General features: G+C 73.5%; 13 protein-coding genes. 5 read left to right on the plus strand and 8 right to left on the minus strand.

Annotated elements, in window-relative coordinates; all coding sequences use genetic code 11:
* The first annotated feature begins 36 nt into the window (after nt 1-36).
* A complete protein-coding gene (locus QRN89_RS15250; RefSeq protein ID WP_290349947.1) occupies nt 37-1,638 on the plus strand; it encodes an alpha/beta hydrolase in 1,602 nt (533 codons plus the stop codon).
* Nucleotides 1,639-1,956: 318 nt separating this feature from the next.
* On the opposite strand, the gene QRN89_RS15255 is transcribed toward QRN89_RS15250, so the two are convergent.
* From QRN89_RS15255 to QRN89_RS15265, 3 genes are read right to left on the minus strand one after another with little or no spacing between them, the layout of a single operon-like run.
* Entirely contained in the window at nt 1,957-2,781 is an 825-nt protein-coding gene (locus QRN89_RS15255) for an endonuclease/exonuclease/phosphatase family protein (RefSeq protein WP_290349948.1), read from the minus strand.
* An 8-nt stretch (nt 2,782-2,789) separates the two neighbouring features.
* Nucleotides 2,790-2,966, minus strand: a complete 177-nt coding sequence (locus tag QRN89_RS15260; RefSeq protein ID WP_290349949.1) for a DUF397 domain-containing protein — start codon at nt 2,964-2,966, stop codon at nt 2,790-2,792.
* Nucleotides 2,963-3,292, minus strand: coding sequence for a Scr1 family TA system antitoxin-like transcriptional regulator (locus QRN89_RS15265; RefSeq protein ID WP_356948636.1), 330 nt, complete (start codon nt 3,290-3,292; stop codon nt 2,963-2,965). The genes QRN89_RS15260 and QRN89_RS15265 overlap by 4 nt, the downstream gene beginning before the upstream one ends.
* Between QRN89_RS15265 and QRN89_RS15270 the strand changes: the two genes are divergently transcribed.
* Nucleotides 3,240-3,869, plus strand: coding sequence for a hypothetical protein (locus QRN89_RS15270; RefSeq protein ID WP_356948705.1), 630 nt, complete (start codon nt 3,240-3,242; stop codon nt 3,867-3,869). The two genes, QRN89_RS15265 and QRN89_RS15270, sit on opposite strands and share 53 nt — an antisense overlap.
* Here QRN89_RS15270 and QRN89_RS15275 read toward each other — a convergent pair.
* Both QRN89_RS15275 and QRN89_RS15280 read right to left on the minus strand, forming a co-directional pair.
* Nucleotides 3,838-4,251 carry a Zn-ribbon domain-containing OB-fold protein gene (locus QRN89_RS15275; protein WP_290353717.1) on the minus strand — a complete coding sequence of 138 codons (414 nt, stop codon included), beginning with the start codon at nt 4,249-4,251 and terminating at the stop codon, nt 3,838-3,840. The genes QRN89_RS15270 and QRN89_RS15275 overlap by 32 nt on opposite strands.
* Before the next feature lie 140 nt (nt 4,252-4,391).
* Nucleotides 4,392-4,844 carry a DoxX family protein gene (locus tag QRN89_RS15280; RefSeq protein WP_290349950.1) on the minus strand — a complete coding sequence of 151 codons (453 nt, stop codon included), beginning with the start codon at nt 4,842-4,844 and terminating at the stop codon, nt 4,392-4,394.
* Nucleotides 4,845-4,963: 119 nt separating this feature from the next.
* On the opposite strand from QRN89_RS15280, the gene QRN89_RS15285 reads away from it, so the two are divergent.
* Nucleotides 4,964-6,151 (plus strand): flavin-containing monooxygenase, encoded by a 1,188-nt coding sequence (locus QRN89_RS15285; protein ID WP_290349952.1) that lies wholly within the window; start codon nt 4,964-4,966, stop codon nt 6,149-6,151.
* A gap of 15 nt (nt 6,152-6,166) precedes the next feature.
* Here QRN89_RS15285 and QRN89_RS15290 read toward each other — a convergent pair whose 3' ends face one another.
* Complete coding sequence (locus QRN89_RS15290) at nt 6,167-7,363, minus strand: AAA family ATPase (RefSeq protein ID WP_290349953.1); 1,197 nt, start codon at nt 7,361-7,363, stop codon at nt 6,167-6,169.
* Between the two features lie 553 nt (nt 7,364-7,916).
* On the opposite strand from QRN89_RS15290, the gene QRN89_RS15295 reads away from it, so the two are divergent.
* Nucleotides 7,917-10,139: an acetate--CoA ligase family protein gene (locus tag QRN89_RS15295; protein ID WP_290349954.1), complete on the plus strand. Its 2,223-nt coding sequence runs from the start codon at nt 7,917-7,919 to the stop codon at nt 10,137-10,139.
* Between the two features lie 83 nt (nt 10,140-10,222).
* A complete protein-coding gene (locus QRN89_RS15300) occupies nt 10,223-11,002 on the plus strand; it encodes an enoyl-CoA hydratase/isomerase family protein (RefSeq protein ID WP_356948693.1) in 780 nt (259 codons plus the stop codon).
* A 297-nt stretch (nt 11,003-11,299) separates the two neighbouring features.
* On the opposite strand, the gene QRN89_RS15305 is transcribed toward QRN89_RS15300, so the two are convergent.
* Both QRN89_RS15305 and QRN89_RS15310 read right to left on the minus strand, forming a co-directional pair.
* Nucleotides 11,300-11,941: a LysE family translocator gene (locus tag QRN89_RS15305; protein WP_290349957.1), complete on the minus strand. Its 642-nt coding sequence runs from the start codon at nt 11,939-11,941 to the stop codon at nt 11,300-11,302.
* 83 nt (nt 11,942-12,024) lie between these two features.
* Entirely contained in the window at nt 12,025-12,633 is a 609-nt protein-coding gene (locus QRN89_RS15310; protein ID WP_290349958.1) for a phosphoribosylanthranilate isomerase, read from the minus strand.
* Nucleotides 12,634-12,728: the final 95 nt, after the last annotated feature.

Below are 12,728 nucleotides of genomic sequence, written 5' to 3' on the forward strand. Positions count from 1 at the left end.
GGGAATCGACCACCCCCCTTCTCAAGGACCGCCAACATGGTGCGAAGCAGACGAATAGCCCCCGTTCTGGCCGTCAGTGCCGTCGCGACCCTCGTCCCCGCGCTCACGCCCGCCGTGGCCTCGGCGGCCGCCCCGGCGCCCAAGGCCCCCGTCGCCGCGGACCCGCTGAAGCAGTACACGCAGCAGAAGCCGCGCTGGAAGCGCTGCGACGCCCAGAGCCCGGCGGGCTACCAGTGCGCGACGATCAAGGTGCCGCTCGACTACGGCCGCCCCGGCGGCAAGAAGATCGACGTCGCGGTGTCGCGGATGAAGGCCACCAGTACCAGGGAGCGGCGCGGAGTGCTGCTGCTCAACCCCGGCGGCCCCGGCGGCGAGGGCCTGAGCATGCCGCTCTACCTGGCGAGCGAACTGCCCGCGTCGGTGAAGAAGCAGTACGACCTCATCGGGTTCGACCCGCGGGGCGTCGGCCAGAGCTCCCCGGTCAGCTGCGGGCTGAAGGACGGCGAACGGAACTGGGAACGGCCCTACAAGGCGGCGACGTTCGCCAAGGACGTGAAGTGGGCCCGCACGGTCGCCGAGAAGTGCCGGGCCAAGGGCGGCGACGCGCTGCTGCACTTCACCACCCGCAACACCGCCCGCGACATGGACGTCGTCCGCGCCGTGCTGGGCGAGAAGAAGATCTCCTACCTGGGGTACTCGTACGGCACCTACCTCGGCGCCGTCTACACGCAGATGTTCCCCAAGCGTGCCGACCGGTTCGTGCTGGACAGCGCCGTCGACCCGCAGCGGATCTGGCGGGGCATGATCCAGGTGTGGGCGGAGGGGGCCGAGCCCGCGTTCACGCACTGGAGCGAATGGACCGCGAAGCGGCACGCACAGTACAAGCTCGGTGACACCCCGGCCAAGGTCCGCAAGACCTTCTGGGACCTGGTCGCCCAGGCCGACCGCAAGCCCATCGACTTCGAAGGGATGAGCCTGACCGGCGACGACATCCGCGCCGGGCGGGCGGTCTTCTTCGACGCGGACGTCGCCGCCCAGCAGATCGCCGACCTGAAGAAGGCGGCCGCGGGCAGGAAGCCCGCGCCGTCCCGCGAGCGCGGCTCGTCGCCGAGCCCCGTCCCGCCGTCGTTCGCCCGCGCCGTGCCCTCGGACAACGGGGACGCGAGCTTCTGGGCCGTGGTGTGCGCCGACACCCGCTCCTGGCCGCGCGACCCCGAGCAGTACCGCCGTGACGCCGTCCGCGACAAGGCCAAGTACCCGCTGTACGGCGACTTCGCGTCCAACATCAAGCCGTGTGCGTTCTGGAAGAACGGCCCCGAGCAGGCCACCCGGATCGACAACAAGGTGGGCGCGCTCGTCCTGCAGAACGAGTGGGACTCCCAGACCCCGCTGACCAGCGGTCAGGGCCTGCGCCGGGCCATGAAGGGCTCCCGCATGGTCACCGTCCTCGGCGGCGAGGGCCACGGCATCTACGGCTCCAGGTCCTGCGCGGACAAGACGGCCACCGCCTATCTGACGACGGGCCGGCTCCCGGCGAAGGACGTGACCTGCCGGACGCCGGCCGGCCAGCGCAAGGACCGGCTGCAGCTTCCGCTGCCGACGCCTCCGGGGATCCCGGGGATGCGCGACCGCTTCTGACGCACGGCGACACCACCCGGTCGGACGACGTGGGGCCTTCCGTTACGGGAGGCCCCACGTCACGTCCGAGGCCCGGCCGCCGGCCGGTCCCGCCGGGCGCGGACTCCGGGTTCGGCGCTCGGCGTTCAGCGCTTGCGCGCGCCCCGCACCGCGCGCTCCCGCCAGTCGCAGGAGACGGCGGCCGGGTCGGTCCAGTGGCGCCACGGCAGCGCGTCGACGTACCCGTCGACGATCCGGAACTCCAGCGCCGCGTCGTACCGGCCCAGGCGTGGTCCCCTGCCGGCCGGGCTGCGCGGTGCGGGGCCGAGGCCGGTGCCGTCAGCCCTCGGCGGTCACGAGGTCGGCGACGACCGCCGCGTGGTCGGACGGCCAGACGCCGTCCACCGGTCCGAAGCCCGCCCGCCGGACGGAGCGCACGTGTCCGAGCCCGCCCGGTCCGGGCGGACCGACGTGGATGTAGTCGATGCGGACGCTCGGCCCGAAGCCGGACAGGTACGGGTTGGCCGTGTCCCAGGTCGCGGACGGGGCCGACGGGTCCGCGTACTCCCAGGCGTCCAGGAACACCTGCCCCGCGACGGCTGGCGCGGTCCTGAGTCCGCCGAGCAGCCGGATCTCGTCGGAGTCCGACCAGGCGTTGAAGTCCCCGGTGATCACCGGCGGGTGGGGGCCGTCGCCCCGGTGCCGGGCGACGAAACCGACCAGCTCGCGCACCTGTGCCGAGCGCACGGCCGACGCGTCGGGGTCCGAGGTCAGATGGGTGGTGAAGAACGGCACGGGCGGGCCGCCGGGCACGTCCAGCCGGGTGTGGAGCACGAGGCGGCCGTCCTCGTACCTCGTGTTCGACGGCAGCCGCAGGACCTCGCGGCCGGCGATCGGCCAGCGGCTGAGCACGGCGTTGCCGAAGTCGACGTCCGGCTCGCCGTTCCTCTTCTGCCACCGCTGCGGCGCGTCGGACGCCGCCCATGCCCAGTGGAGCCCCAGCTCCCCGGCGAGCCACTGCGCCAGGTTCTCGTCGCCCGTCGCCCACACCTCCTGGAGGCCGACGACATCGGGCCTCAGCTCGCGCAGGACGGCCAGGATCGCGTGCCGCCGCTTCTCCCAGGGCCCGAAGCGCCACCACACGTTCCACGTCACCACACGCACGGCGCGAGCTACCGGGCCGGGCGCGGGGCGGCGGTCGTGGCGACGAACGCGGCCCAGGCGGCCGGGGCGACGGTGAGCATGGGACCGCTGGGCACCTTGGAGTCGCGGACGTGGACGGTGTGGGGGCAGGCGCCGCCCTCGTTGTCGCTGTAACTGCTCTTGAACCACACCAGGTCGGGGTTCACGGTCTCGCCGCCATCCTCTCGATCAGTTCCACCGACTCCCAGGGCGTGAGGGCCTGGGCCCGCAGTGCCCCGAAGAGGTCGAACGGCCGGTTGACCTCGTCCGGCTTGGAGATCAACGTAGCTCCGCCGTGCCCCTCCGTATACCCCGGATTCCGCCCTTGGCGGGTGCTCAGCAGTTGCATCGGCCCACTCAGTCCTGCGTGCACCTCCCGTTCCATCGGCATCACCTGCACCGTCAGATGGTTCCTCGTCCGCACCGACCCCAGCAGATGTATGCGGCACACGCTGCCCTGGGTCCATGCGCTGCACGACGATCCGGAGGCCATGCGCCGCTGCGCGGCCTCGTCCCATCTCCTGCTGCGCAGCAGTGCCGCGCGGGCGAAGCGTCTCCCGCCGGATGTCGTCGAGCGCCTGGCCCGGGACGAGGACCGGGTCGTGCGGCTGTTCCTGGCCGAGTCCTGCGACGACGCGCCCGCGTCCGTGCTGCTGGAGGTGTGGCTGTGGTGGGACGGCAGCCTCAGCTTCCCGGGGAGGCCCCGCTCGCACCCGAACTTCCCGCGCCGGGATCTTCTCCGGTACGCGGACGATCCGCATCACCGGCTGCGTCAGCCGGCGTTGGACGATCCGGACTCGACGCCCGAGCTGGTGGAGCGCTTCAGCCGGGATCCCCACTGGGAGGTGCGGCGCCGGGCGGCGGAGGACCCGCGGCTGTCGACGGCGTCGGCGGTGCCCTTGCTCGACGACCCGCACGAATGGGTGCGCGTGACGGCGGTGCGGCACGGGCGGTTGCCCGCGCGCACGCTGGTGCGGCTGCTGCGGGACCTGAGGACGGTCCGTGACGCCCTGGTCAGCCCGACGCTTCCCGTCGCCGTCATGCGCCGGATGGCCGAGCCCTCCGGCTGACGTCCGGCGCCGGGCGGAACACCGGCACCACCACTCCCCCGCCCTCCTCCCGGAAGGAGACCTCCAGCTCCATGCCGATGCGCAGGTCCGCCTCCGCGCACCCGACGATCTCGGTCATCATCCGAGGCCCCTCGGCGAGATCGACGACGGCGGCGGTGTAGGGCGTGCGGGCGCCGAAGGGCGGAAGATCGTTCCGGTGGACGACGGACCAGGTGTAGAGGGTCGCCCGGCCGCCGGTGCGCTCCCAGGTGACGTCCTCGCTCCAGCAGTACGGGCAGAACTCGCGCGGGTAGTGGTGGGCGCGACCGCACGCGCCGCAGCGGCGGATCAGCAGGCGGCCCTCGGCGGCGGCGTTCCACCATGGGCGGGTGAAGTCGTCGATGTCGGGGGTCGCCGCGGTCCGCTCCGCCGGAACCGCGCCCCGGTCCGCCGGGACCGCACTCCGGTCGGGGGGCGCAGCCGCCCCTGCGGGGGTCGCGGCCGTCCCGCCGGCACTGCTCCCGTCGCCGTTCCCGCGCGGGCTCACAGGAACAGTCCCAGCACGCTGTCGAGGGACCAGGTCTGCCACGACACGGCGAGCAGCGCGACGAGCGAGACAAGCGCCATCATCGCGTTCTGCCCCTGCTCGGCCCAGTCGTGGATCATCAGGACCAGGTAGAGGAGATTGAGGACCAGCCCTCCGATCAGGGCGACCGGGGTGAGGAACCCGGTGATCAGGCCGAGGCCGAGGGCGAGTTCGGCGTAGACGACGATGTACGCCATCGCCTTGGGGCGCGGGGCGACGATCCGGTCGAATCCGGACCTGACCGCCGTCCAGCGGTGCTTCGCGGCGACATCGGCGGCCCAGGCGATGCCGGTGCCGCGCTCGAACCAGCCCTTCCTGTCCTTGTGCCTCCAGCTCTCCAGCCACCACAGGCCGAGGCCGATGCGCAGGACGGCGAGCCATTCGGCGCCGGTGAGCCAGATCGTCCGCATCCCCGGTCCCCTCCCCACAGTTTCTGACGGTACGTCAGTTCACCGGAACCGGGCCCGTGTGCGCAAGAGGTAGCCGGCCGTGACCGTTTCGCAACCGCGTGCCACTAGAGTCAGCGCTCATGCCCGACCACAGAGCCATCGACCTCACCGACGACCGCCCGGTGTACGTCATCGGGGCCGGACCCGGCGGTCTCGCCGTGGCCGCCGCCCTGCGGGAGCGCGGGGTGCGGGCGGTCGTCCTGGAGAAGTCGGATTCCGTGGGCGCGTCCTGGCGCGGTCACTACGACCGGCTGCACCTGCACACGACCCGGCGCCTGTCGGGCCTGCCCGGCCTGCCCATGCCGCGCCGCTTCGGACGCTGGGTCTCCCGGGACGACGTGGTCCGCTACCTGGAGAAGTACGCCGAGTTCCACGAGCTGGAGCTGGTGACGGGCGTGGAGGTGTCCAGGATCGAGCCCGAGGGCTCCGACTGGGTGCTCCACGCGACCGGCGGCCGCCGGCTCACCGGGCGGGCCGTCGTGGTGGCGACCGGGTTCAACCACACGCCCCGTACACCGGACTGGCCCGGCCGGGACACGTACACGGGCGAGCTGCTGCACGCCTCCGCGTACCGCAACCCCGACCCGTACACGGGCAAGGACGTGCTCGTCGTCGGAGTCGGCAACACGGGCGCGGAGATAGCGGCGGACCTGGCCGGGGCGGGAGCCGCGCGGGTGCGTCTGGCCGTGCGGACCGCCCCGCACATCGTGCGCCGTTCGACCGCCGGCTGGCCGGCGCAGCGCACGGGGATCCTCGTGCGGCGGCTGCCCGTGCGGCTGGTGGACGCGGCGGGCCGGCTGATGGCGCGGGCGGCCGTGCCCGACCTGTCCGCCCAGGGGCTGCCGCGCCCCGAGGCGGGCCTGTACACACGCGTCCGGCAGGGCGCCATCCCCGTACAGGACGTGGGTCTGATCGACGCGGTCCGCACCGGGAAGGTGGAGCCGGTCGCCGCCGTCGACGCCTTCGACGACGACAAGGTGGTCCTCGCGGACGGCTCCCGCATATCGCCGGACGCGGTCATCGCGGCCACCGGCTACCACCGTGCGCTGGAGCCGCTGGTGGGGCATCTCGGCGTACTGGACGAGCGCGGCCGGCCGGTCGTCCACGGCGGCCGGACCCCGCGCGAGGCCCCGGGCCTGTACTTCACGGGCTTCACCAACCCCATCAGCGGGATGCTCCGTGAAATGGCCCTGGACGCACGGAAGATCGCCAAGGCCCTCTCGAAGCGGCCTTCCGGGCCGGGCGAGGAGCGTCCGGGGCGCGGATGACGCCCGGCGCCGGGCCTAGCGCTTGGGCCAGTACCAGAGCGGCTCGTCCAGAGGGCCCTCCCGGCCCGCGACCTTCGTCTCGCCCCACTCCTTGACCAGTTCGACCTTCCGCAGGTCCCTCCTGCGGCGGCGGCCGCCCGCGTCGAGCGCGTCCGCCAGGGGCGTGGCGTGGGTGACGACGAGGGTCTGGGTGTCCCGGCTCGCCGTCACGATCAGGTCCGCGAGGGGTGCGAGCAGATCGGGGTGCAGGCTGGCCTCGGGCTCGTTGAGCACCATGAGCGACGGCGGGCGCGGGGTGAGCAGTGCCGCGACCCACAGCAGATAGCGCAGTGTTCCGTCGGACAGTTCGGCGGCCTCGAGGGGTCGCAGGAGTCCCTTCTGGTGCAGTTGCAGTGCGAAGCGGCCGTCGCGTGAGGCGACGGCGATCCGGCTGCCGGGGAAGGCGGCGTCGACGGCCTCGTCCAGGGTCTCGGCGTCACCGGTCTCCCGGATGGTCTGCAGTGCCGCCGGCAGGTCGGAGCCGTCGGCGGACATGACGGGCGTGCGCGTGCCGATGCGGGCCGAGCGTGCCGGGGCCTCGGCGTCGGTGCGGACGTGGTCGTAGAAGCGCCAGGACCGGATGCGTTCGCGCATGCTCAGCAGGTCCGGGGCCAGCTGGGGGTCGGCGAACTCGCTGAGCATGGAGTCGTAGGGGCGCAGCCGACCCGTGCTGCGGTGCCAGTCGCCGTTCGCGGTGCGGGTCCGGACGGCCGGACCGGACCGGTCCGAGAGCAGGGCGGCCGGCCGCAGCACCGGCCCCGCCCAGGTCGCTTCCCGTTTGATCTCCGGGTCGAGGTTGAACAGCGACGGCGTCGAGCCGTTGTTCACGGGGACCGGGTGGCCGAAGTCGACGGCGTACCCGAAGTCGTCGCCGGCGAAGCCGAGGCGGACGCTGACGGGTCCGCTCCGTACCGTGCCCTGCAGGGGGTGGCGGCCTTCCTTCACGGCGCGACCGATGTTCTCGGGTCCGGCCCAGAGCGTGGAGGGCAGCCCGCCCTCCCGGGCGAGGGCCGCGACGGCTCCGCCGCGGGACGTGTCGGCGAGCAGCCGCAGGGCGCGGTAGAGGCTGGATTTTCCCGTTCCGTTGGCGCCGGTCACCACGGTCAGCCGGCCGAGGGGGACGATCAGTTTGCGCAGTGAACGGTAGTTCTCAACCGCCAGGGTGATGATCATTGCGTGGGGCGTTCCTTCGGGGGGCGGTGCTCGGTCACAGAGGTGGACGCGGATCGGGCGGGTGGCGTTGACCCCGACGGGCTTCGGCCGGGGTGCCGGCGTCCGGTCCCGACGCCGTAGCCCGGTCTCGGTCGCCGGCAGCGGACCACGGACCGGGCCCGGCGGCGACCGGACCCGCCGCCCAGGAGGCGCAGGCCTCACGCCGGGCGCCGACCGCGGACCGGACGCGCCCGCCCGGCGGTGTCCGGGCATGCCCGTCCCGGCGCCGTCGGACACGCCCGTCCCGGGAGGCGCAGGCCCCACGCCGAGGAGCCGCAGTCCCACCGGTACCGGTGATCCGGCCAGTCCCTCCCGTGCATCCGGCCATCCTGGACCCGTTCGCCCGGGGACGGGTTCCTTCCGCGCCGCCCCGGGCAGGCATCCCTCCGCGCACCCGCCCGGCCGGGCTCCCACAGGCACTTCCCCACGCACGAGCAGTTCCTGACATGCCGTCAGTTCTGTAATCTGACTATGCGTCAGTAACGTGGCCGACGAGCAAGGAGCGGGCGGAACGATGCTTGGATCAACCCACGGCACCTTGACCACCGACCTCCGCGCCCGAGTGGTGGCCTGCGGGCAGCAGACCGGGGCAGCCGTCCACGGCGTCACCGCGGCCGAGGGCGACCTCGACGTCAGCGGCCGTCCGCTGTACGCGCCCGTACCCGACCTCGACCGCTTCTTCCGGCCCGAGGCGGTCGCCGTCGTGGGCGCCTCCGACGCCGACGGCCGGCCCAACACCGGCATCACCCGGCAGCTGATCGCCTGGGCCGCGCGGGTCGGGGCGAGACTGCACCCGGTCCATCCGACCCGTACCGCCGTCTTCGGGCTGCCCTGCGTGCCGTCCGTCGCGGAACTGCCCGAGCCGGTGGACCTCGCCGTCCTGCTCGTCGGCGATCCGCTGCCCGTGATCGAGGAACTCGGCCAGGCGAAGGTGAAGTTCGCCGTCGCCTTCGCCTCCGGGTTCGCCGAGACCGGCGAGGCCGGCGCCGACGCCCAGCGGCGGCTCGCGGCGGCCGTGGAACGGTCCGGGCTGCGGTTGCTCGGCCCGAACACCAACCTCAACGCCTTCGAGCGGTTCCGCGACGACCTCGAAGGGCCCGCCATCGCGCTGATCACCCAGTCCGGACACCAGGGCCGCCCGGTCTTCACCATGCAGGAACTCGGCGTACGGCTCTCCCACTGGGCGCCGACGGGCAACGAGGCAGACCTGGAGACCTCGGACTTCATCTCGTACTTCGCCGGACGGCCCGAGGTCGGGGCGATCGCCTGCTACGTGGAGGGCCTCAAGGACGGCCGCTCCTTCCTGCTCGCAGCGGACCGGGCCGCCCGCAGCCGCGTCCCGGTCGTCGCGGTGAAGGTGGGCCGCACCGAGGCGGGCGCCCGGACGGCCGCCTCGCACACCGGCAAGCTCACGGGGGCCGACCAGGTCGTGGACGCGGCGATGCGCCAGTACGGGGTGATCCGCGTCGACGGGCTCGACGAACTCCAGGACACCGCCGCCCTGCTGGCCCGGGCCCGCCGGCCCGCCGCCGACGGTGTCGTCGTCTACTCGATCTCCGGCGGGACCGGCGCGCACTTCGCGGACCTCGCCACCGCCGCCGGGCTGCGGCTGCCCCAGCTGTCCGCGGCACGCCAGGCCGAACTGCACGAGTGGATACCGGACTACCTGAACGTCGCGAACCCCGTCGACAACGGCGGGCACCCCGTCGGCGACTGGCGCGGCCGGAAGATCATCGACGCGATCCTCGCCGACCCCGCCGTCGGCGTGCTGATCTGCCCGATCACCGGCCCCTTCCCGCCCATGAGCGACAAGCTCGCCCAGGACCTGGTGGACGCCGCGGAGGCCACGGACAAGCTGGTGTGCGTGGTGTGGGGTTCACCGGTCGGGACGGAGGAGGCGTACCGGACGACGCTGCTCGGCTCGTCCCGGGTCGCGACCTTCCGCACGTTCGGCAACTGCATCACGGCCGTCCGGGCGTACTTCGACCACCACCGCTTCACCACCGGCTACCGCTCCCCCTTCGACGAGGCGCCCCGCACCCTGTCCCCCTCCTTCCGCAAGGCACAGGCGCTGCTCCGGCCCGGCCACCGGCTCAGCGAGCACGCGGCGAAGCAGCTGCTGCGCGCGTACGGGATCCGCGTGCCGCGCGAGCAGCTGGTGACCAGCGCGGCGGCCGCCGTGCGGGCGGCGGGGCTGGTCGGCTACCCGGTGGTGATGAAGGCGTCCGCGCCGCAGCTCGCGCACAAGACGGAGCTGGGCCTGGTCAAGATCGGGCTGACCTCGGCCAGCCAGGTCCGTGACACCTACCGGGAACTGACCGACATCGCCCGTTACGAGGGGGTGGACCTGGACGGCGTCCTCGTCTGCCAGATGGTCGAGCGCGGAGTCGAGATGGTCGTCGGTGTCACGCAGGACGAGCTGTTCGGGCCGACGGTGACGGTCGGTCTCGGCGGGGTGCTCGTGGAAGTGCTGCGGGACGTCGCGGTAAGGGTCCCGCCGTTCGGCGAGGACCAGGCCCGCGCCATGCTCGCCGAGCTGCGCGGCCGGGCCCTGCTGGACGGGGTCAGGGGCGGGCCGCCCGTGGACGTGGACGCGCTCGTCGAGGTCGTCCTGCGGGTCCAGCGGATGGCGCTGGAGCTCGGCGGGGACCTCTCCGAGCTGGACATCAACCCCCTGATGGTCCTGCCGCGCGGGCAGGGCGCGGTGGCCCTGGACGCGCTGGCGGTGTGCCGGTGATCGAGGGGGAGCCGGTGGCACGGGGCGTACTGCACCGCACCGGGAACGGCGTCTCGTGGATCACGCTCGACCGGCCCGAGGCGATGAACGCCGTCACCCGGGACCAGCGCGAGCGCATCATCGCACTCCTCGCGGACGCTTCCGCCGATCCGGACGTCCGGGCGGTCGTGATCACGGCGACGGGCAAGGGCTTCTGCGCCGGCGCGGATCTGCGCGGGGAGCGCTCCGGGCGGTCCGCGTCCGGGAATCCGGCGTCCGGTGCGCCCGCGGACGGTGCGGAGGAACACGGGCGGGAGAGCGTGCCCGGTGACGTGGCCCGGATGATCCGGCTCGGGGCCCAGCGGTTCGTCGCCGCCGTGCTGGACTGCGAGAAGCCCGTGATCGCCGCGGTGAACGGCACGGCGGCCGGCATCGGGGCGCATCTGGCCTTCGCCTGCGACCTGGTCCTCGCCGCCGAGTCCGCGCGTTTCATCGAGGTGTTCGTACGGCGCGGGCTCGTCCCGGACGGGGGCGGCGCGTATCTGCTGCCGCGGCTGGTCGGGCCGCAGCGCGCGAAAGAGCTGATGTTCTTCGGTGACGCGCTGTCCGCCGCCGACGCCGAGCGGATGGGGCTGGTCAACCGGGTCGTGGCGGCGGACGAACTGGAGAAGACGGCCCGCGCGTGGGCGGAACGTCTGGCCCAGGGCCCGACCCGAGCCCTCGCCCTCACCAAACAGCTGGTGAACGCCTCGCTCGACACCGACCGCGCCTCCGCGTTCGCGGCGGAGGCGTCTGCGGTGGAGATCGCCATGACGACGCGGGACGCCAACGAGGGCGTGGCGAGCTTCGTGGAACGCCGCACACCGGAGTACCGGGGACGGTAGGCGGTCACCGGGGCGGGGCGGGGTTCCGGGGCGGTTCCTGGCCGGTTCCGGGCCGATTCCGATCCCCATGGCCCGCGGTCCGTGGCCCTTGGCCCTCGGCCCTCGGCCCTGGGTCCGATACCGGGCCGGGGGGAACGGGCCCAGCCCGTACGGCCCGTCGTCCGATACCGGGCCGGGGCGCGGGTTCAGCCCGTGCGGCCGTCACCGGACCGGCGCGGGTTCAGCCCGTGCGGCCGTCACCGGACCGGCGCGGGCCCGGCCCGTGCGGCTCGTCACCGGCCCTTCCAGGTCACGGGCTCAGTCCTTGCGGCCCGTCGCCGCGACGGTGACTCCGAGGCCGATCATCGTGAGCCCGCCGACCCCGCCGACCATGGCGAGCCGCCGCGGCGACCGGGCGAACCAGCTCCGTGTGGTCGCCGCGACCAGGCCCCAGGCACTGTCGGAGACCAGCGCGATGACGTTGAAGACCAGACCGAGCAGCAGCATCTGCACCACCACGTGTCCCGCCTCGCGGTCCACGAACTGGGGCAGCACGGCGGCGAAGAACACGATCGTCTTCGGGTTCGCCACCCCGACCGCGAACCCCTCCCACAGCGTGCGCGCGCTTCCGTGCCCGGGGTCACCGGCCGTGAACGCCGACTGCAGGGCGGACCGCCGCTGCCGCACCGCCCTGACCCCGAGGTACACCAGGTACGCGGCACCCGCGAGCTTCAGCGCCGTGAACACGAGAACGGAGCGCTCCACGACGGTGCCGACCCCGAGGGCGACGGTCACGACGAGCAGGTAGGCCCCCAGCGTGTTGCCGACGACCGTGGTCAGCGCGGCACGGCGCCCCTGCGCCAGAGCGCGCCCGATCACGAACAGCACGCTCGGGCCGGGGACCACGATCAGCAGGAACGACATGGCCGCGAAGGCCGGCAGACGGTCGGTGGACACCATGGGCTCATGGAACCCGCGGGCGTCAGGCCCGCGCGACCCATTTTCCGGGCCGGCCCCGAGGCCCCGGCCGGCTGCGTCCCGCCTCACACTCCGCGCGCTGCCGCGATGAACGCCGTGATCAGTTCCGGGCTCTTCACACCGCGGCTGATCTCGATGCCGCTGGAGACGTCGACACCCCAGGGGCGGGCCGCGCGGACCGCCTCCGCGACGTTGTGCGGGTCGAGTCCACCGGCGAGCAGCCACCGCACGCCGGGGTCCGGGAGTCGCTTGCCGGTGCGGTCCCAGACCTCGCCCGCGCCGGGTACGGGCGCGTCGAGGAGGAGGATGTCCTCACCGCGCTCGCCGTACGGCGGTACCGCGTCCTTGACGGCGACTCCCCGGAGCAGGGTCCGGCCGTCCGGGCGCAGGGCGTCGTAGTACGCGAGGTCCTCCCGGCCGTGCAGTTGCACGGCGCGCATCCCGGTCTCGGCCAGCAGGGCACGGACCTCGTCCAGCGGCTGGTCGCGGAAGACGCCGACGGTCAGGACGCCGTCGGGGACACGGGCGGCAAGGCGGCGCGCGGTGCCGGCGTCGACCCGGCGCGGGCTCGCGGCGAAGACGAAGCCGATGGCGTCGGCCCCGGCCTCGACGGCGGTGTCCACGTCCCGCTCCGTGCGCAGACCGCAGACCTTGACGAACAGGGGTGTGCCCATGCCGGTGCTTCTCCGTAACTGCGGCGGCGACTGGTCGACCGCCACGCTACCGGCAGCGGGCGTCCCGCACCGCGGGGTCCGCCGGGGTTCGGGAG

The organism is Streptomyces sp. HUAS CB01 (assembly GCF_030406905.1).
GTDB classification, from domain to species: domain Bacteria; phylum Actinomycetota; class Actinomycetes; order Streptomycetales; family Streptomycetaceae; genus Streptomyces; species Streptomyces chengbuensis.